This is a genomic window from Bradyrhizobium zhanjiangense, from assembly GCF_004114935.1.
Lineage (GTDB): Bacteria > Pseudomonadota > Alphaproteobacteria > Rhizobiales > Xanthobacteraceae > Bradyrhizobium > Bradyrhizobium zhanjiangense.
Window position 1 is genome coordinate 5,907,006 of record NZ_CP022221.1, and the last position, 19,855, is coordinate 5,926,860.

The window sequence follows — 19,855 nt, forward strand, 5'->3', positions numbered from 1 at the left end:
GCTTCCTCAGGCTCTTCCCTGTTCAGGCATGAACCGCGTTCTCCAGCATAGGCCGGCGCGATCGTTGCCGTTCAATATCTTTCGGTCCGATGACAAGCATATCACCACAAAGCTGCAACACGGCACCCTCGATCAATCCGCGATCGAATAATTGCCGTGCACATTCCGCGCCAGATTCCAGCGCGGCCGCGATCTCATTGTGCGACAATTCACCGACCTCGCGGGTGACAAGGCGCCCCCCGAGATCACTGTCGGGCTGAAGCGCGTTGGCGGGCTTGCGGATGATGGCCGGGTGTCCCGGCAGATCCACCGCGTTGGCGATGATGGTGGCCGCCGCATCGGCCCGCGATGCCGTTGCAGCCAATACGGTCACCGCGTCGGCGATCCCGAGCGAAAAACTGCGACCGTGGCGTCCACTGGTCGCGATCCCGCGTACGGGGTCGGCTGAATCGACCCTCAGCGTCCGCATCACGCCGGAGCGATCGGGCCGATCCATCAAACCAACAGAGAAATGCTCGCCTTCGCCGAGATGAAGCGCGATATCGCCGCCATTGTTGACGTAGGCTTGATTGAGGGTTGCGGCTCCGAGCATTGCGCCAAGGATCTCCTCCGCCACGCTGCCGGCTACCGCGGCCATCGGCGTGATGAAGCAATCGGCGGCATAGGGCGCGACAGCGGCGTGCATGCGCCGCGCCACCACGCCCCTCAGCGAAGTCAGCCCCTCAGCGGCCGTCCGCAGCTCCGGCAATTCCGCGCAAAGCTCGTCGAGCAGACCGGTGAACCGCCGCGCTGCCGCCTCGTAGGCGGCATGCACCTCGTCCGCGCGGCCCCTCGCCTCCACGATCAAATCAATCGGTCCATCCTGCAAATGCAGCCGCCGGCCATCAGACAGCAATGCGATCTGCGGGCGCCGGGTCATGCCCGACGTCCCGGAATCGGGTTCTGCCAGGGCAGCTGGCGGACATCGTCACCGCCCTTCACCTCCGAGAGCGGCTTCACATAATCCATGTGCCCGCCGAGCGCGGCATAGTCCGACAGCTTCATCGTGAACTCGATCGGCGCGACCAGCGCCGGCGTCGGCACATAGCCGAACGCGCCCGCCGGCATCTGCGTCACGTCGACCATGTAGGTGATGCCGCCGCCGGGCCAGACATAGACCGGCGCGCCGCCGCTGGTGACGCGCGTCAGCGCGTCCTTCACCGAGCGCGTCAGCCGCACCGGATTGTCGGTGACGCCCGCGCGCAGCGAGCCGCCGGCGCCCGCCATGAACAGCACCGTGCACAGCGCCGGCTCGCAGTTCTCCTGGATGCGCTCGACCGAAAACTTCAGGTCATCGGGCATCTCGGTCTCGACCGGCTTCAAGGCCTCGTCGAGCACATAATAGGACGAATGCTCGCCGGTGGTGGAGACCATCAGCATGGTCAGACCGGGCTTGGCTTCCTTGGCATCAAATGGGCCGAGAATCGAGAGCGGATCCGAGATGTTGGTGCCGCCCCAGCCCGTGCCGGGATCGGCGACCTGGAAATAGCGGCCGGGCGTCGAACGCCGGCCCTTCATCTTGATGCCGGTATCGGCGATATCGAGCAGCTTGCCGGCCTGATGTTCCGAGAGCACGCCGGTGATGTGGTCGTCGACCACGACGACCTCATCGACCTTGCCATGCCACTGCTTGGCGAACATGCCGATCGTCGCCGAGCCGCAGCCGACCCGCATGCGCTCTTCCTTCACGCCGTTGACGACCGGCGGCTGGCCGGCCTGCACCACCACGCTCGCACCACCGTCGATGGTGAGCTCGACCGCCTTGCAATTAGCGAGATCCATCAACGTGTCGCAGGTGACGCGCCCCTCTTTCTTGGAGCCGCCGGTGAGATGATGCACGCCGCCGAGCGAGAGCATCTGCGAGCCGTATTCGCTGGTGGTGACGTGGCCCACCGCCTCGCCCTGCGCGCGAACGGTCGCGGTCTCGGGCCCAAGATAGCGGTCGGTGTCGATCTTCACCTTGATGCCGCAATAGGAGAAGATTCCCTCGGTGACGACAGTCACCATGTCGACGCCATCGACCTCCGCGGAGACGATGAAGGGCGCCGGCTTGTAGTCGGGATAGGTCGTGCCCGCTCCGATCGCGGTGACAAAGGTTGAAGGCTCGTGGACGATCTTGCCGTCCCAGTCCTCTGTGCGGCTGAACGGGACGAGCTTGCCGCCGTGCGAGACGGTGCGCTCCAGGATAACGTGCGGATCGACGCGGACGAGCTTGCCGTCGTGATTGGCGTAACGGTCGCAGGCGCCCGCCGCGCCCGGCTTGATGTAGCACATCACCGGACAGGCATCGCAGCGGATCTTGTCGACGGCAGCGCTCGTTGTTTCCATCACCATGTCAGAGCCAGCGGAGACCGCGGTTATCATTCGTATACGAACGATGTTGCGCGCGGTCCCGATAGCTGTCAAGCGGCGGTGCATCGCAAAAGATGCGCCTGCCGCATAAAAGCTCAAATGCCTATCCGCTCTGTCCACAAAGAAGGCAGTCGCGCTGCAGTGCGGCATGACGGCTTGCACGTTTGTGTACAAACGGTATCGTCGCGACTTACAAATCGCGCGCTGACAGGGCTTGGGAACGAGGATGACGCAGACACCGATCCGCCTCACCGTGAACGGCAGGATCCAAGAGGTCACTGCGGCGCGGGACACGCCTCTGCTCTATGTGCTGCGCAACGACCTCGCACTCAACGGGCCGAAATATGGCTGCGGTCTCGGTGAATGCGGCACCTGTACTGTCCTGATCGATGGGGCCGCGGCGCGATCCTGCGTGATCCCCGTAGGCGGCTGCGCCGGCCGCGACATCGTGACGCTCGAAGGCCTCGGTACGCGCGACAAGCCTGATGTCGTGCAACAGGCCTTCATCGACGAGCAGGCCGCGCAATGCGGCTACTGCCTCAACGGCATGATCATGACCACCAAGGCGCTGCTCGCGATCAATCCGCAGCCGACCGAACAGGAGGCGCTGGCGGCGCTGCGCTACAATCTCTGCCGCTGCGGCACGCATGTCGAAATCCTGCGCGCCGTGATGCGCGCCTCCGACCAGCTCACCGAGGCCGTTGATTGATGGCCTCCCCGCATCCGAACGGAGCTGAGCGGCCATCCGGTTCGCTCGTCGTCATCAGCACCGTGGACGAGGTCACGACCGAGACCTATGTCCGCATCACCGCGGACGGCGCGGTCACGGCCTATAACGGCCATGTCGATCTCGGCACCGGCATCCGCACTGCGCTGGGCCAGATCGTCGCCGAGGAGCTGGATGTGTCCTTTGCGCGCGTCGTCGTCGTGCTCGGCGATACCGCATTGGTGCCGAACCAGGGCGCGACGATCGCGAGCGAGACGATCCAAATCACGGCCGTGCCGTTGCGCAAGGCCGCAGCCCAGGCGCGGCACTTCTTGATCGCACGCGCGGCCGAGCGGCTCGAGCTGCCGGCGGCCGACCTTAGGATCGACGACGGTCTCGTCCGCGGGCCCGACAATCGCAGCGTCAGCTATGGCGAGCTGATCGGCAATGAGACGATCAGCCTCGAGCTTGCCGACGACGTCACGGTCAAGGCGGCCAGCGATTATGCCATCGTCGGCCAGTCGATGCCGCGGGTCGACGTGCCGGCCAAGGCCACGGGCGAGCTGACTTTCGTGCACGACGTCCGCTTGCCCGGCATGCTGCATGGCCGCGTGGTGCGTCCGCCCTATGCCGGCGTCGATGCCGGTCCGTTCGTCGGCACCAGCCTGATCGCCGTCGATGAGACTTCGGTGCGCGACATTCCCGGCCTGGTGGCCGTGGTGCGCATCGGCGATTTCGTCGGAATCGTCGCCGAGCGCGAGGAGAATGCGATCCGTGCGGCAGAGCGGCTCAAGGTGAGCTGGAAGCCGACGCCTGCGCTGACCGATCTCGCCGATGTCGAGACCGCGTTGCGCGCCAATCCATCGACGCCGCGCACGCTGATCGACAAGGGCGACGTCGATGCGGCGATATCAGGCGCGGCCAAGCCGATGCAGCGCACTTATGTCTGGCCGTATCAGATGCACGCCTCGATCGGGCCGTCCTGTGCAGTCGCCGACTTCCAGGACGGCAACATCAGGGTCTGGTCCGGGACGCAGAATCCGCACGTGCTGCGCAGCGATCTGGCGCTGCTGATCGAACGTCCCGAGAGCGAGATCGAGGTCGTCAGGCTGGAGGCCGCCGGCTGCTACGGCCGCAACTGCGCCGATGACGTCACCGCGGACGCCCTGCTGCTGTCGCGCGCAGTCGGCCGGCCCGTGCGCGCGCAATTGACGCGCGAGCAGGAGCACGCCTGGGAGCCCAAGGGCACCGCGCAGCTCATTGACGTCAATGGCGGCCTCGACGCCGACGGCGACGTCGCTGCCTACGATCTCGCCACGCGCTATCCCTCGAACGCCGCGCCGACGCTGGCGCTGCTGCTGACGGGGCGGATCTCGCCCGAGCCTGCCGTGCTCCAGATGGGCGATCGCACTGCGATCCCGCCTTACGACTACGACAACATGCGTGTCGTCGCCCACGACATGCCGCCGATCGTGCGCGCGTCCTGGTTCCGCGGCGTGTCGGCGCTACCGAACACCTTTGCGCATGAATCCTACATCGACGAGGCCGCGACCGAGGCTGGCGTCGACCCGATCGAGTATCGCCTGCGCTACCTGAAGGACCAGCGCGCCATCGATCTCGTCAATGCGGTCGCGGAGCGCGCAGGCTGGACACCACGACCGGTCCGCGAGGAGAAAGACGGCGAGGTCGTGCATGGGCGTGGCTTTGCCTATGCGCTCTATGTCCACAGCAAGTTCCCCGGCTATGGCGCGGCGTGGTCGGCCTGGATCGCCGACGTCGCGGTGAACAAGACCACAGGCGACGTCAGCGTCACGCGCGTGATCGCCGGACAGGATTCCGGCTTGATGATCAATCCGGACGGCGTGCGCCACCAGATCCACGGCAACGTCATCCAGTCCACCAGCCGCGCGCTGATGGAGGAGGTCTCGTTCGAGCGCGGCGCGGTGGCGGCGCGCGAATGGGGCGCCTATCCGATCATCCCCTTCCCCGACATGCCCAAGATCGACGTGCTGATGCTGCCGCGTCAGAACCAGCCGCCGCTCGGCGTCGGCGAGTCCGCCTCGGTGCCGAGCGCGGCGGCGATCGCCAACGCGATCTTCGATGCCACCGGCGTGCGCTTTCGCGAGCCGCCATTCACGCCGGAGCGCATTCTCAGGGGATTGCACGGCGATGCAGCGGCCACGCCGCAGGCCCTGCCCGCGCCCGCCACCCCGCCGCCGCCATCACGCATCTGGCAGAATCCGTTCGCCAAACGCGCCGGCATCTTCGCGACAATCGCGGCCGTCTGCACCGCCGCAATCGGCGTCGGCGCAGCGCTGCTCCCGGCGCGCGCGATCGCGCCCATCGCGAGGCCCGACGCGTCGGTCTATTCCGCAGCGACGATCGCGCGCGGCCAGCAGCTTGCAGCGCTCGGCAACTGCGCGGAGTGCCATACCGCGGTTCGAGGTGCGCTCAATGCCGGCGGCCGTGCGCTGGAAACGCCGTTCGGCACGATCTACTCGACCAACATCACGCCCGACGTCGAGACCGGCATCGGCGCCTGGTCCTACCCCGCCTTCGAGCGCGCGATGCGCGATGGGCTGCATCGCGACGGACGGCAGCTCTATCCCGCCTTCCCCTACACGCATTTTTCGAGGACCAGCGAAGCCGACCTGCAGGCGCTCTATGCCTACCTGGTGGCACAGCCTGCGGTGCGCGCGACACAGCCTGCGAACACGCTCGCCTTCCCTTTCAATCTTCGGCCGCTGCTCGCGGGATGGAACGCGCTGTTTCATGAGGCGGATGAATTCAAGCCCGATCCCGCGAAGTCGGAGCTTTGGAATCGCGGCGCCTATCTGGTCGAAAGCCTCGGCCATTGCAGCGCCTGCCATTCGCCGCGCAATGCGCTCGGTGCCGAGCAGCGCGGGGCCTATCTCGCCGGCGGCTTTGCCGAGGGCTGGGAAGCGCCGGCCCTGACCTCGCTCTCCCGCGCACCGATCCCGTGGAGCGAGGACGAGCTGTTCGCGTATTTGCGCACCGGCCATTCCCGCTATCACGGCGTCGCGGCCGGTCCGATGGCGCCGATCGTTCGGGACCTGAAGGCCCTGCCCGACCAGGACCTCCGCGCGATGGCGGTCTATCTCAATTCGTTCAATGACACCGCGAGCGACCGACAAACCCAAGACGCGCTCGCAACGAAACTCGAGAACGCGACGCAAGTCACCGTCGCCGCGTCCACCGGCGCGCGGCTCTATCAGGGCGCCTGCGCCGTCTGCCATGAGGTCGGCGGCCTGCCGCTGTTCGGCAGCAGGCCCTCGCTCGCTCTCAACAGCAATCTGCACAGCGCGACCGCGGACAATTTGGTGCAGGTCATCCTGCACGGCATCACCGAGCCCGTCTCCAGCGACCTCGGCTACATGCCCGCCTTCAAGGGCAGCATGAGCGACGCGCAGGTCGAGGAGCTCGTCACCTTCCTGCGCAAGCAGTTCGCGCCGGACAAGCCGGCGTGGTCCGGCGTGCGCGAGACGATCGCGCGCGCACGCGCATCCGCAAATTAGCCGTGCTTCTTGATCTCCACCGGCGGCGTACCATGCGTATGGAAGGACTCGATCGTCTTCAGGCCCCAGGCCTGACCCTTCTTGCGCTCCTCCTCGGTCCACACGATCGGCTTCCAGTCCGGCGCGAGGATGAGACGCGCGCCGGCATTGGCGACCTCGACGCGGTTGCCACCGGGCTCGTAGACATAGAGGAAGAAGGTCTGCTGGATCGCGTGCTTGTGCGGGCCGGTCTCGATATGCACGCCGTTCTCCAGGAAGATATCTGCCGCGCGAAGAATCTCCTCGCGGCTGTCGAGCGCGTAGGTGACGTGGTGGAAACGGCCTGGCGTGCCTGAATGATCGAGTGAATAGGCGAAGTCGTAGCTCTTGTTCGACATTGTCAGCCACATCGCGGCTTCACGACCGTCGTTGAGCACGATCTGCTCGGTGAGACGGCAGCCGAGATAATTCTCGAAGAACTCGCGGTTGGCCTTGATATCGACCGCGAGGCAGTTGAGATGGTCGAGCCGGCGGACGTTGACGCCGCGCGCCGGAAAACGCTGGGCCTGGTTCTTCAGTGCGGGCTTCAGCTCCGGCGGCGCCTGATACCATTCGGTCTCGTAATAGAGCTCGACGATGTGGCCATCAGGATCGCGGCAGCGGAAAGTCGGCCCCTGTCCCATGTCGCCGTCGATCCAGCCGATGTCGAAGCCGGAGCCTTTCAATGCAGCGACGCGGCGTTCCAGCGCCTGCTGGCTGCGCGCGCGTAGCGCCATGTGCTCCATGCCCGACGTCTTCGACGCCGTCAGCTTGAGCGAATAGCGCTCGTAATCGTCCCAGCCGCGCAAGTAGACCGACTCGCGCTTCTGCCCGCTGACGGTCATGCCCATGACATCGACGAAGAACTTCAGGCTTTCGTCAGGCTTGGGCGTCAAGAGCTCCATGTGGCCGAGATGGGCGAGATCGAGGATCGGTTCGGGCTGCATGGTTTCCTCCAAACGTGGCCGCCAAGCGTGGCTGCGATCCGCGGCGCGCGGGACGCAAATGGCGTGCAGCCTATTTGGACTAATGTACAAATGATTAGGTCTCGTCAACAAATCTGAGTCGAACCGGATGACCCGACGTGCAGGATGACAATTGTTCCCCGCGCGTCGCGCCTGATGCCCGAATGGTAAAATATTCCCTAAGACCGCCGCGCCACCCCAACGGACTTAGAAATTGCAGCATTTTTCCCGACGATTCCGCCCATAACTATGTATTGGCGACACGGCTCCCGACCGAATTACGGCGGATTTAACGAAGCGGCCGCGCCTGCGGCTTAACCGTTTGTGCAGCGACGGCCACGCATAGTCCGGATCAAATCCCTTGCTCTTGCCAGGTTCATTGATCGTGACATCCTTTGGACGCGTGATTTCGGTTCGCGGATCGCTCGCCCGGGTCGGGCTTCTGGCGGAAGGCCGGATGCCGATCTCGGAGGTTCGGGCGACCGTCGGCCGTTTCGTCAGTATACGCTGCGCCAGTTCGGTCATCGTCGCGATGATCACCGAGGTCTCCTGCGAAAACCTATCGAGCACCGACAATTACATCGCGATCGCCTCGGTCGACCTGCTCGGCGAGATCCTCAATGCCGCCGACAAGGCCAAATTCCAGCGCGGCGTGACCAACTATCCGACCATCGGCGATGCCGTTGACCTCATCACGAGCCAGGAGCTGCGCACGATCTACGCGCCGACCGGGTCGGACCAAATCAATGTCGGCTTCCTCCAGCAGGACCGCTCGGTCGTCGCCTATGTCGACGTCGAGGAAATGCTGTCCAAGCACTTCGCGGTGCTTGGATCGACCGGCGTCGGCAAATCGACCGGCGTCTCGCTCCTGCTCAACGAGATCCTGAAGGCGCGCCCGAACCTGCGCATCTTCCTGCTCGACGTGCACAACGAATATGGCCGCTGCTTCGGCGATCGCGCGCTGGTGCTCAACCCACGAAACCTGAAGCTGCCGTTCTGGCTGTTCAACTTCGAGGAAATCGTCGACGTGCTGTTCGGCGGTCGCGCCGGCGTGCCCGAGGAGCTCGACATCCTCGCCGAGGTGATCCCGCTCGCCAAGGGCGTCTACACCCAGTACCAGAACGCCGACCGCATCGGTCTCAAGCGCATCGATCCCAAGCAGATCGGCTACACCGTCGACACGCCGGTGCCCTATCGCCTGGTCGACCTGCTGTCGCTGATCGACGAGCGCATGGGCAAGCTCGAGAACCGCTCGTCGCGCATCATCTATCATAAGCTGATCTCGCGCATCGAGGCCGTCCGCAACGACCCGCGCTACGCCTTCATGTTCGACAACGCCAATGTCGGCGGCGACACCATGGCGGAGGTGATCAGCCATTTGTTCCGCCTGCCGGCCAACGGCAAGCCGATGACGGTGATGCAGCTCGCCGGCTTCCCGGCCGAGGTCATCGACTCCGTCGTCTCGGTGCTGTGCCGGATGGCCTTTGATTTCGGCCTGTGGAGCGACGGCGTCTCGCCGCTGCTGTTCGTCTGCGAGGAAGCGCACCGCTACGCCTCCGCCGACCGCAACATCGGCTTCGGCCCGACCCGCAAGGCGGTGTCGCGCATCGCCAAGGAGGGCCGCAAATACGGCGTCTATCTCGGCCTCATCACGCAGCGCCCCGCAGAGCTCGACGCCACCATCATCTCCCAGTGCAACACGCTGTTCACGATGCGTCTTGCCAACGACCGCGACCAGGCGCTGCTCCGCGCCGCCGTGTCGGACGCGGCCGCGAACCTTTTGTCCTTCGTGCCCTCGCTCGGCACCCGCGAGGTGCTGGCGTTCGGCGAAGGCGTCGCGCTGCCGACGCGACTGCGCTTCAAGGAGGTGCCGCCGCATCAATTGCCGCGCGGCGAAGCCACCATCTCGAGCGTGCCCTCGGTCACCTCCGGTCACGACATGCATTTCGTCAGCGCCGTGCTCGAACGCTGGCGCGGCGCCACCTCGCAGCGCGACGTGCCGAACGATCCGGTGTTCGCGGCACCGCCTGCCAAGACGATGTCCAGCCTCGAAGCCCCGATGCTGCAACCCTCGATGGGCCTCGACCCCGACCGCTTCTCGCTATTGAAGAAGCCGTTGCGGTAAGGGCGCGCTCGCGCTTCAAGCACACTGTCATGCCCCGCGACCCGGCTACGCCAAGGCTTCGCCGAGGTTGTGGTCTAGGGGCGCCGAAGCTTTAGCGTAGGCGGCAGGCGGGCATCCAGTACGGCGCAGCTTCTCGGTTCAATCACGCCGGCCTCTGGAATACTGGATCGCCCGAGGTCGGGCGATGACAGCCAGGATGTGGCACGTTGAGACGGCCGCCCGCATCGATTATGTTTGCCGGCCCAAGCCGCGCTGTCGTACCGGCTGGCGAATTTCACGGGCATGCGACCGAACGGGGGACGACTGCCGAAGAAGTGATCGACAGGCTATGACCGAACTCGACTGGCTCGAAATCCTGCTGCGTCTCGGCAGCGCCACGCTCGCCGGCGGCGCGATCGGCCTGAACCGCGACCTGCAAGGTAAGCCGATCGGACTGAAGACACTCGGCATCGTCGGGCTCTCCACCGCGGCCGTCGTGCTGCTCGCCGTCGAGTTCGCCGAGCCCGGCAGGATCAACGATGCGGCAAGTCGGGTGATCCAGGGCATCCTGACGGGGATCGGCTTCCTCGGTGCTGGCGTCATTGTCCACGAGAGCAAAGGTTTTCGCGTGAGCGGCCTGACCAGTGCGGCCTGCACGTTCCTCGCCGCCTGCCTCGGCATTATCTGCGGCGCCGGACAATGGAAGATCGTCGCAGCCGCTCTGGCGCTCGCCTTCGTTCTGCTGACGGTCGGCCGCCGCGTAGAGAGCTGGCTGCACCGGATCCTCGGTGGCAAGGACGAGTCGCACGAAGCGGCCTCAGAGCAGGGGCCTGAGCAGCGCCTAGGCGGGTCCGGCTAACCTCGCGCTCTCCGCGCAGCTCAGGTCTTGCGCCGCAGGCTCCAGAGACTCCCGGCGAGAAGGACGGCGGTCACGAGCAGGATGGCGACGAAGGTCTGGATGATGGTGAAGTTCAGCGCATCCCGCGCGACGAATAGCGCGGTGATGGCTCCGGCGACAACAAACAGAATGCGAAGGATCAGGCTCATCGCCGCGTCTCCGGGTCGGCATGATCCGGAGCCCACTAGCCTTGCGCATTGGACACAATGCGTGTTCGCCCCTCATGCATCGTAACCCTAGCGGCCTGCGCCAGACAGGATTTGCGACATATCAAGGACCTGCGCGCCATCAGGACGCAGGACCTGAGAACCCACGGATGCAGCTCGCCGCCGCTCTCCGGCGCGCAAGGCCCGAACTGATCGCGCGACCGATGCGTTGCGTGCGGCTGCCAAGCGCTATGCCGCTAGTGCTTGGCCATCAACTCGAGTGCCGGAGCAAAGCGCTCGGCGAACGTCAATGTCTTGGCGTGGTGAACTGCGGCAAACGAGGCCGAAACCCCTGCTGACGCGAGGGCGAGCAAGGCAACAGCGAAAAACAGACGGCGCATTCCTGCCTCCTGTGTGAGCCCGATTGCCCCAAAAGATGGGACGGCTCTGTTTCAGGAGCGCTTCATGCGGACGGAAAATGATTTCGCTCAAGAGGCTGTGATGAGGTCCGGATTGCGGTACCGCATGTGGTACAGATGCGCGCCTAATCATCGTCCGCCGGCCCGCACCAGCCGGGCAAATAGATCGCATCCCTGCTTCTAGCCGAGGACAGGGCCTTCTCGAGCGCCTTGTCGAAATCGGCATCGATCACCTTGCGCGAGAGTTTTCGGCGCAGATAGTCGGCCCACAGGAATTCGGAGAACGGCGTCGTATCCTTGGCGAAGCCGCCGATGCGGCGGAGCTCGCCGGCGAGGCTGCGGAACGGGTCATCCTTGAGGTCGGCCACCGATTTCGGCAGGTCACGGAACGGCCGCCTTTCGCCCTTGGCGTCGTAGGGATAGACCCAGCGCTTGTTGTCCATGACGCCCCAGAAGGCCTCGCGCTCGACCATTCTGAGGTCGCCAACGATGGTCACCAGCACGTCCTTGACGCCCTCGTCATGCAGCGCGCGGCCGAGATGATGATGGTCGATCACGTAATAGCGCAGGTCCGGACCGTAGACGACGGGGATCATGTGCTTGCCGAGCAGGTCGGCCTGCTTCTTGCTGTCGCGCTGGCGCCAGCGCTTGCGCTTCTCCTTGACCTCGCGCATGCCGACCGTCATCTGCGTCGGCCGAAGCGACAGGATCGGGACCGGATGCACTCTCGGCTCGCGCGTATTGGTCATAGTCGAACGGTCCCTTCATGGTTGCAAATGGGTGGAAACAGGTTCCATGGACTATGCCATGGTCCGTGGGGAGGCAAAATGCGTCGGGCTGCAGGCGGAGATCACAAGCCGATGTGGACGCGGGCATGAGCTCCGCGGCCGTTGTTGCAACGCAATCCGCGCATTCCTGACCGCGTCGCGGCCGGCTTTTTGACAGCGCCTATGCAGAATAGTGCGAACAGGAAATGCAGCTACGCGTTGAGAAGATTTTCTGCAACAGGTTCGTCCTGTGTGCTATCTAAAAATCGCTGCTTCGGAGTGATCCCCCGCCCCATGACAACCCAGCGGCCCATAAGCTCAGATGACGAGCACCGGGTGCTCCAGTTCAGGCCGCGCACCTCGCCTTCCCCGGTGGTTCGCCGGGGCAACGGCACCGTGCAGCAATTGCGCGCACCCGAGCCACTCGACCTGACCCGCTACGAGCAGCCCCGCACCGAACCGGACGATTTCCGCCACCGCATGCTCGCCAATATCGCGGCGCTCGCCTTCACCATCGCGCTGACCGCGATCGGGATCTGGCTCGCCGTGAGCATCGCCGACCTGCGCCGGACCCAGGATTGCGTGCTGATGGGCCGCCGCGACTGCGTCAAGATCACGACGCCGCATATCTAGGCCCGGCTCGCCGCCCGTCCCTCGGCGGACGGGCTGTGGCGGGCATCCCCAGCCCTGTCTGCTCGCCTGCCCGGCTCCATTGAACTCAAGGCGGCGCTCCGATATACGGGCTTTCGACCCGGCCAGAGGGGGGTTTGAGGGCGTCATCAGGGGCGCGATGCCCACCCACCGCGCCACTCTGGAAATCTGACAAATACCTGCAATATATCAAAGGCTTAGTGATGTCTTCCACATTCGATCAGGTCGCCACGATCATCGCTGAAACCTGCGACATCCCGCGCGACACGATCACGCCGGATAGTCATGCCATCGATGATCTCGGCATCGACAGCCTCGATTTCCTTGATATCGCCTTCGCGATCGACAAGCAGTTCGGCATCAAGCTGCCGTTGGAAAAGTGGACCCAGGAGGTCAACGACGGCAAGGCGACCACTGAGCAGTATTTCGTGCTGAAGAACCTGTGCGCGCGCATCGACGAGCTCGTCGCGGCCAAGGGCGCGAGCGCCTAAGCGCGCGGCCATGCAACTCGAATACTTTCACATGATCGATCGGATCGTCGACCTCAAGGTCGACGAGAAGACGATCGTTGTCGAAGCCCAAGTCCCGAAGGAGAGCACCGTCTTCGAGGGGCACTTCCCGGGCTATCCCTTGATGCCCGGCGTGCTCCTGATCGAATCGATGGCGCAAGCCTCCGGCTGGCTTCAGCTCGGCGTGTTCAAGTTCGAGCGCATGCCGATCCTGGCCGCCGTGAAGGAGGCCAAGGTCCGCGGTTCGGTCTACCCGGGCGATCTCATGAGCATCGAAGCGAGCCTTACCCATGAAGGCTCGGGCTATGCCATGACCGAAGCCAAGATCAGGGTCGGCGGCAAGCTACGCGCAAACTCGGCACTCACCTTCACGCTGATCCCCTTCCCCAATGCGGATATGCGCGGCTACATGGACGCGTTCGCCAAGCGCATCGGCTTTCCGCAACAGACTGTATCGCCATGACTGAGACTGCTTCGAAGCCCGCCCAGACGGAAGTCTGGATCACCGGCATTGGCCTTGCCACCTCGCTCGGCGAAGGGCTCGACGCCAACTGGGCCGCGCTCCAGGAGAAGCGCATCAATGTCGACGAGAAGGGATTTGCGCCCTACATCGTGCATCCCTTGATGCCGGTCTCTTTCGACAGCCAGATTCCGAAGAAGGGCGACCAGCGGCAGATGGAAGCCTGGCAGCGTATCGGCACCTATGCCGCGGGCCTTGCGCTCGACTCCGCCGGGATCAAGGGCAACAAGGACATCCTGTCGAAGATCGACATGGTGATCGCCGCAGGCGGCGGCGAACGCGACCTCAACGTCGACACCGGCGTGCTTACGGCCGAGGCCAAGGGCGCCAACGCGTCCGGCTTCCTCAACGAGCGGCTGATGAGCGATCTGCGCCCCACCCTGTTCCTGGCCCAGCTTTCCAACCTGCTCGCCGGCAACATCGCCATCGTTCATGGCCTCGGCGGCACCTCGCGCACCTTCATGGGTGAAGAGGTCGCCGGCGCCGATGCCGCCCGCATTGCGCTCGCGCGCATTGCCTCGGGCGAGAGCGACATCGCGCTCGTCGGCGGCTCGCACAATGGCGAGCGCAAGGACCTGCTGGTTCTCTACGAATTCGGCGACTTCAACCTGAAGGACAAGTTCGCGCCCGTCTGGGCACGCAAGGAGCATCCCGGCTTCGCGCTCGGTTCGGCCGGCGCCTTTCTGGTGCTGGAATCGCGGGCGCATGCAGAGGCGCGCGGCGCCAAGCCGTTCGCGAAGCTGTCGAGCGTCGTTGCCGACCTCGCCCGGCGCAAGCAGGGTGGCGACATGACTGCGACGCTGGAGAAGCTTTGGGAAAAGCTGCCCAAGCGCGCGGGCAAGGGCGCGATCATATCGGGCGCGACCGGCGCCGAGCCCGCGACCTCGGAAGAGCGCAGCTTCCTGAAGAGCCATACCGATCTCCCGGTGCGCTCGACCGGCACGATGTTCGGCCACACCATGGAAACGCAATTCCCGCTCGGCATTGCCCTCGCCGCACTGTCAATCTCGCGCGGCGCGCTGTTCCCGCCGAATGATTCGACGGGGACCGAGATTGAAATGCTTGGCGCACCCACCCAGATCGTGGTGGTAGGGGCCGGACACTGGCGCGGCGAAGGCATGGCGCTGGTCGAGGCGGTGAGCTAGCTGAAGCGGGGAACGACATGACTGCACCACGCGACAAATTCGGGCGTCCCGTCGTCGTCGTCACCGGCATGGGCATCATGACCTCGCTCGGCGCCGGCAAGGCCGACAATTGGGCGAAGCTGGTCGCCGGCGAATCCGGTATTCGCACCATCACGCGCTTTCCGATCGACGGCCTCAGGACCACGATGGCCGGTACGGTGGATTTCGTCAGCGTCGATCCGTTCTCCTCCACCGCGCTCTCGGAGCGGATGGCCGAGCTGGTGACGGAGGAAGCGCTTGAGCAGGCCGGCATCGGCGCCAAGGCGGATTTCCCTGGTCCCCTCTTCCTCGCGGTTGCACCGGTCGAGGTCGAATGGCCGCAACGTCGCGAACTCGGTCGCGCCGTCGGCCAGCTCGACATCACCTATGACGATCTGCTGCGCATTTCCGGCGGCGGCAAGTACAGCGCCTACCATCATCGCTTCATGTTCGGGTCTGTCGCCGCGCATCTCGCCGAGACGTTCGGCACCAAGGGCTCGCCGATCTCGCTGTCGACGGCCTGCGCCTCGGGCGCGACCTCGATCCAGCTCGGCGTCGAGGCGATCCGCCGCGGCGAGACAGACGCCGCGCTGTGCGTCGCGACCGACGGCACCGTGAACCCGGAAGCGCTGGTGCGCTTCTCGCTGCTTTCGGCGCTGTCGACCCAGAACGATCCGCCGCAGGCGGCCTCCCGCCCCTTTTCCAAGAACCGCGATGGTTTTGTGATGGCGGAAGGGGCCGGCGCCCTGGTGCTCGAAAGCTACGAGGCGGCGACTGCGCGCGGCGCAAAGATCCTCGGCGTGATCGCCGGCTGCGGCGAGCTCACCGATTCCTTCCATCGCACCCGCTCCTCGCCCGACGGCAAGCCGATCATCGGCTGCATGAACAAGACGCTGGCCGATGCCGGCATGACGCCGGACCAGATCGACCACATCAACGCGCACGGCACCTCGACGCCTGAAAACGACAAGATGGAGTTCAACACGACATCGGCCGTGTTCGGCGAGCTCGCGCAGAAGATTCCGGTCACCTCCAACAAGTCGATGGTCGGCCACACCATCTCGGCCGCCGGCGCGGTGGAGGCGATCTTCTCGCTGCTCACGCTCGAGCATCAGCGCATTCCGCCGACGATCAACTACGAGACCCCGGATCCCACGATCCTGTTCAACGTCGTCGGCAACAAGGCGCGCGATGCCCGCGTCACTGCGGTGATGTCGAACTCGTTCGGCTTCGGCGGCCAGAACGCCTCGCTGATCCTGACCCGCGAACCGGCCTGACCGGACGCATGGCGCTGCTGACTGCGAGGACGAAAGCCCGCGCGCGGGAGGCTGCCAAATCGATCGGCGGCAGCCTGATCGGCGCCGCCACCGTCGGCCTGCTGCGCACCACGCGCTATTTCGATCCGGTCAAGACTTCGGACTTTTTCGCACGCGTCGTGAAGCTGATCGGGCCGCGCCTGCGCGAGCATCGCATCGGCCGCGCCAACCTCACTGCGGCATTTCCGGAGAAATCGCCGGAGGAGATCGAACAGATCCTGATGGGCGTCTGGGACAATCTCGGCCGCGTCGGCGCCGAGTTCGCCCATATCGACCAGGTCTGGGACTACGATCGCGACCATCCGGAAAAGAGTCGGATCGAGATTCCCCAACGCAGCATCGAGCTGTTCGACCAGATCAGGGACGACGGCAAGCCGGCGCTGATCTTTGCAGCGCATCTGGCCAATTGGGAATTGCCGGCGCTTGCCGCCGTCGCGCACGAGCTGGATACCGCGATCCTCTACCGCCGGCCGAACATTGCGTCTGCCGACCGCATCATCCAGGAGATGCGCCAGGTCAACATGGGCACGCTGATCCCGGCCGGCCGCGACGCGCCCTTGCGCCTTGCGCAGGCGCTGAAGGACGGCAAGCACGTCGCGATGCTGATCGACCAATATCTGACCGCCGGCGTCGAGGTCACCTTCTTCGGCCGCAAGACCCGCGCCAACCCGATGCTGGCCCGCCTGCTGCGCCAGATCGAATGCCCGATCCACGGCGTCCGCATCATACGCCTGCCCGGTGGCCGCTTTCGCGGCGAGCTGACCGAGGAGATCAAGCCGGTCCGCGACACTGAGGGCAAGATCGACATCCAGGGTACGACGCAGGCGATCACGAGCGTGGTGGAGAGCTGGGTGCGCGAGCATCCCGAGCAGTGGCTCTGGCTGCACCGGCGGTGGCGGTAGTTGCACCGTCATTGCGAGGAGCGAAGCGACGAAGCAATCCAGAGTGCCCCAGCGGAGAAATTCTGGATTGCTTCGCTTCGCTCGCAATGACGGACGTGCCGCTCAGCGCCCAGTCTTCACCCTGGTCCAGAGCCTATTGATGATCCGCTGGGTCGCCGGCTCGCGCGCCGTGATGACGAACAGTTTTGAGAGCGTCGCCTCGTCCGGATAGATGTTCTTGTCGTTCAGGATCTTCGGATCGACCAGCTTCTGGCTGGCGAGGTTACCGTTAGAGTAGGACAAAAAGTCCGAGTTCTTGGCGGCGACGTCGGGCCGGTAGAGATAGTTGATCAGCGCGTAGGCCTCATTGACGTTCTTGGCATCGGCGGGGATCGCAAGATTGTCGAAAAACATCTGCGCGCCCTCCTTCGGGATCGTGTAGCCGATCTCGATGCCGCTCTTGGCTTCCGCAGCGCGGGCGCGAGCCTGCATGATGTCGCCGGACCAGCCGACCACGAAGCAGATCTCGCCGGTGGCGAGCGCGCTTAAGTATTCGGACGAGTGAAACTTGCGCACGGACGGGCGGACTTTTGCGACGATTTCGGCGGCCTTCTCGAGGTCGGCCTGCTTGGTCGAGTTCGGATCGAGCCCGAGATAGTTCAGCGCCGCCGGAAAGATGTCGTCGGCGGAGTCGAGCATGTGCACACCGCAGTCTTTGAATTTGGCGAGGTTCTCCGGCTTGAAGACGATGTCCCAGCTGTCGATCTTCGCGTCCGGTCCCAGGATCTGCTTCACCTTGGCGACGTTGTAGCCGATGCCCGTTGTGCCCCACATGTAGTTGGCGGCGTAGACATTGCCGGGATCGTAGGTCGCAAGATGCTTGGTCACCATCGGCCAGGCATTGGCGAGGTTCGGCAGCTTCGACTTGTCGAGCTTCTGGAAGATGTTGGCCTTGATCTGGCGCTGCAGGAAATAGGCGGTGGGCACCACGACGTCGTAGCCGGACTTGCCGGCCATCAGGCGTGTTTCCAGTGTCTCGTTGGCATCGAACGTGTCGTAGACCACCTTGATGCCTGTCTCGTTGGTGAAGGCCTCAAGGACATCCGGCGCCATGTAGTTGGACCAGTTGTAGAAGTTGACGACCCGCTCCTCGGCCTTGGCGGGAGCGGAGAGCAACGTCAGCGCTGCGGCGACTGCGAGACCGAGGCAAAGCCTGGAGCGGCCGACGTTCGTCATCTCAAATCTACCTCTTGCGGCCGCGCACCGCGTCCGACAACCGCTCCAGTGCGGTGTCGAGCGTCTTGTCCTTCTTGGCAAAACAGAAGCGGACCACGGATGTCACCGGGTCCTGCTCGTAGAAGGCCGACACCGGGATCGCCGCGACCTTGTAATCCCTGACGATCCGCCAGCAGAACTCGGTGTCGCTCTCGTTGAGTCCGAGCGGCGACAGGTCGACGGTGAGGAAGTAGGTGCCTTGCGACTTCAGCACGGGGAAGCCGAGGCTTTCGAGGCCCCTTGTCAGACGGTCTCTGCTCCGCGTCAGATCCTTGCGCATCGACAGGAAGTAATCGTCGGATTTGCCGAGGCCGTAGGCGACGGCGGCCTGCAGGTTCGGCGCGGTGGTGAAGGTCAGGAACTGGTGCACCTTGGCGGCGACGCGCAAGAGCGGCGGCGCGGCGCAGACGAAGCCGATCTTCCAGCCCGTCAGCGAGAAGATCTTGCCGGCCGAGCCGACCTTGATGGTGCGCTCGCGCATGCCGGGGATGGTGATCAGCGGGATGTGCTTGTGCTCGTCGAAAGTGACGTGCTCCCAGACCTCGTCGCAGATCGCGATGACGTCGAACTCCTGGCAGTAGCGCGCCAGCAGCTCGAGGTCCTCGCGCGGATACACCACCGCGGAGGGATTCAAGGGGTTGTTGAACAGCACCGCCTTGGTCTTTGAATTGAAGACGCTTTTCAGCATGTCCTCATTCAGCCGCCAGTGCGGCGGCTCGAGTCGCACCAGGCGCGGAATGCCGCCGGCCTGGCGGATGATCGGCAAATAGGAATCATAGACCGGCTGGAAGCAGACCACCTCGTCCCCGGGCTGGACCACCGCGAGGATCGCCGAGGTCAGCGCCTCGGTGCCGCCGGAGGTCACCATCACCTCGCTCATCGGATCGAGCTTGAGCCCGTGCCAATGCCCGTAATGGGTTGCGATCGCCTGGCGCAGCTCCGGCAGGCCCATCATCGAGGGGTACTGGTTGTAGCCGTTCAGCGAGGCGTCGGCCGCGGCGCGGCGGATGTCCTCGGGGCCGGGATCGTCGGGAAAGCCCTGGCCGAGATTGATGGCCGCATTGTCGCGCGCAGCCTGCGACATCGCCTCGAAGATGGTGACGGGAAGGTCGGCGAAGACCTTGTTCAGCGAAGAGCTCTTGGTCATCGGGTGGGTCAGCCACCGACCTTGCTGGGAAGACCGGCCGCCTTCCAGCCCAGCATGCCGCCGGCCAGATGCTTGTCGTAAGGCAGGCCCGCCGCCTGTGCGGCCAACGAGGCCGTCACCGAGCGCTTGCCCGAGCGGCAGGCGAACACGACGTCCTTGCCTTGGGGATCGGGGATCGCCTTGGGATCGAAGGTCGAGAGCGGAACCACGACGCCGTAGGGATAGGCCTCGGCCTCGACCTCGTTCGGCTCACGGACGTCGACAAGCAGATAGCGCCCTTCCGCGACACCCTTGGAGACCTCGTCCGGGGTCAGATCCTGTACCTGATTTGCCACATCATCCTCCAACGTCGCAGGCATATGCCGGGGCGCCCCCGGCCGGCGGGCAACCTCGCCTCTCGGGACGCGAAAATCAAGCGCTACAAAGGCTTGAGCCACGCGGCG

19 protein-coding genes are annotated in these 19,855 nt (G+C 64.7%); 10 read left to right on the forward strand and 9 right to left on the reverse strand.

Features of this window, described 5'->3' with window-relative positions:
* Positions 1-22: 22 nt before the first annotated feature.
* Positions 23-919: a UPF0280 family protein gene (locus XH85_RS28420; RefSeq protein ID WP_128934456.1), complete on the reverse strand. Its 897-nt coding sequence runs from the start codon at positions 917-919 to the stop codon at positions 23-25.
* Entirely contained in the window at positions 916-2,373 is a 1,458-nt protein-coding gene (locus tag XH85_RS28425; RefSeq protein WP_206734791.1) for a 6-hydroxynicotinate reductase, read from the reverse strand. Before XH85_RS28425 ends, XH85_RS28420 begins: the two co-directional genes overlap by 4 nt.
* 244 nt (positions 2,374-2,617) lie before the next feature.
* Here XH85_RS28425 and XH85_RS28430 point away from each other — a divergent pair, with 244 nt between their 5' ends.
* On the forward strand, positions 2,618-3,100 hold the full coding sequence (locus tag XH85_RS28430) for a (2Fe-2S)-binding protein (protein ID WP_128934457.1): 483 nt from the start codon (positions 2,618-2,620) through the stop codon (positions 3,098-3,100).
* Positions 3,100-6,633 carry a molybdopterin cofactor-binding domain-containing protein gene (locus XH85_RS28435; protein WP_128934458.1) on the forward strand — a complete coding sequence of 1,178 codons (3,534 nt, stop codon included), beginning with the start codon at positions 3,100-3,102 and terminating at the stop codon, positions 6,631-6,633. The genes XH85_RS28430 and XH85_RS28435 overlap by 1 nt, the downstream gene beginning before the upstream one ends.
* Here the strand turns inward: XH85_RS28435 and XH85_RS28440 are convergent.
* Positions 6,630-7,598 (reverse strand): catechol 2,3-dioxygenase, encoded by a 969-nt coding sequence (locus XH85_RS28440; RefSeq protein WP_128934459.1) that lies wholly within the window; start codon positions 7,596-7,598, stop codon positions 6,630-6,632. The genes XH85_RS28435 and XH85_RS28440 overlap by 4 nt on opposite strands.
* A 403-nt stretch (positions 7,599-8,001) precedes the next feature.
* Here XH85_RS28440 and XH85_RS28445 point away from each other — a divergent pair, with 403 nt between their 5' ends.
* Complete coding sequence (locus tag XH85_RS28445; protein WP_164939471.1) at positions 8,002-9,741, forward strand: ATP-binding protein; 1,740 nt, start codon at positions 8,002-8,004, stop codon at positions 9,739-9,741.
* 328 nt (positions 9,742-10,069) lie between these two features.
* On the forward strand, positions 10,070-10,579 hold the full coding sequence (locus tag XH85_RS28450; RefSeq protein WP_128934460.1) for an MgtC/SapB family protein: 510 nt from the start codon (positions 10,070-10,072) through the stop codon (positions 10,577-10,579).
* A 20-nt stretch (positions 10,580-10,599) separates the two neighbouring features.
* Here XH85_RS28450 and XH85_RS45420 read toward each other — a convergent pair whose 3' ends face one another.
* From XH85_RS45420 to XH85_RS28455, 3 genes are all read right to left on the reverse strand, one after another.
* Positions 10,600-10,767: a hypothetical protein gene (locus XH85_RS45420; RefSeq protein ID WP_164934456.1), complete on the reverse strand. Its 168-nt coding sequence runs from the start codon at positions 10,765-10,767 to the stop codon at positions 10,600-10,602.
* A gap of 254 nt (positions 10,768-11,021) precedes the next feature.
* Positions 11,022-11,165, reverse strand: a complete 144-nt coding sequence (locus XH85_RS45425) for a hypothetical protein (RefSeq protein WP_164934455.1) — start codon at positions 11,163-11,165, stop codon at positions 11,022-11,024.
* Between the two features lie 143 nt (positions 11,166-11,308).
* Positions 11,309-11,932 carry a ParB-like protein gene (locus tag XH85_RS28455; protein ID WP_128934461.1) on the reverse strand — a complete coding sequence of 208 codons (624 nt, stop codon included), beginning with the start codon at positions 11,930-11,932 and terminating at the stop codon, positions 11,309-11,311.
* A 312-nt stretch (positions 11,933-12,244) separates the two neighbouring features.
* Here XH85_RS28455 and XH85_RS28460 point away from each other — a divergent pair, with 312 nt between their 5' ends.
* The 6 genes from XH85_RS28460 to XH85_RS28485 all read left to right on the forward strand — a co-directional run bounded on the left by XH85_RS28460 (position 12,245) and on the right by XH85_RS28485 (position 17,011).
* Positions 12,245-12,583 carry a hypothetical protein gene (locus tag XH85_RS28460; protein ID WP_091888663.1) on the forward strand — a complete coding sequence of 113 codons (339 nt, stop codon included), beginning with the start codon at positions 12,245-12,247 and terminating at the stop codon, positions 12,581-12,583.
* A 221-nt stretch (positions 12,584-12,804) separates the two neighbouring features.
* Positions 12,805-13,092: an acyl carrier protein gene (locus XH85_RS28465; RefSeq protein ID WP_007592476.1), complete on the forward strand. Its 288-nt coding sequence runs from the start codon at positions 12,805-12,807 to the stop codon at positions 13,090-13,092.
* A 10-nt stretch (positions 13,093-13,102) separates the two neighbouring features.
* Positions 13,103-13,573: a 3-hydroxyacyl-ACP dehydratase FabZ family protein gene (locus XH85_RS28470; protein WP_091888665.1), complete on the forward strand. Its 471-nt coding sequence runs from the start codon at positions 13,103-13,105 to the stop codon at positions 13,571-13,573.
* Positions 13,570-14,775 (forward strand): beta-ketoacyl-ACP synthase, encoded by a 1,206-nt coding sequence (locus XH85_RS28475; protein ID WP_128934462.1) that lies wholly within the window; start codon positions 13,570-13,572, stop codon positions 14,773-14,775. Before XH85_RS28470 ends, XH85_RS28475 begins: the two co-directional genes overlap by 4 nt.
* Before the next feature lie 17 nt (positions 14,776-14,792).
* Positions 14,793-16,070 (forward strand): beta-ketoacyl-ACP synthase, encoded by a 1,278-nt coding sequence (locus tag XH85_RS28480; RefSeq protein WP_128934463.1) that lies wholly within the window; start codon positions 14,793-14,795, stop codon positions 16,068-16,070.
* Positions 16,071-16,078: 8 nt separating this feature from the next.
* Positions 16,079-17,011 (forward strand): lipid A biosynthesis lauroyl acyltransferase, encoded by a 933-nt coding sequence (locus tag XH85_RS28485; protein WP_128934464.1) that lies wholly within the window; start codon positions 16,079-16,081, stop codon positions 17,009-17,011.
* A gap of 102 nt (positions 17,012-17,113) precedes the next feature.
* Here XH85_RS28485 and XH85_RS28490 read toward each other — a convergent pair whose 3' ends face one another.
* From XH85_RS28490 to XH85_RS28500, 3 genes are read right to left on the reverse strand one after another with little or no spacing between them, the layout of a single operon-like run.
* Positions 17,114-18,226: a polyamine ABC transporter substrate-binding protein gene (locus XH85_RS28490; RefSeq protein WP_128934465.1), complete on the reverse strand. Its 1,113-nt coding sequence runs from the start codon at positions 18,224-18,226 to the stop codon at positions 17,114-17,116.
* A gap of 7 nt (positions 18,227-18,233) precedes the next feature.
* The gene (locus tag XH85_RS28495; protein WP_128934466.1) at positions 18,234-19,412 is read right to left on the reverse strand and encodes an aminotransferase; all 1,179 of its coding nucleotides are present in this window, start codon (positions 19,410-19,412) and stop codon (positions 18,234-18,236) included.
* An 8-nt stretch (positions 19,413-19,420) separates the two neighbouring features.
* Positions 19,421-19,747, reverse strand: a complete 327-nt coding sequence (locus XH85_RS28500; RefSeq protein ID WP_026202463.1) for a rhodanese-like domain-containing protein — start codon at positions 19,745-19,747, stop codon at positions 19,421-19,423.
* Between the last annotated feature and the right edge of the window lie 108 nt (positions 19,748-19,855).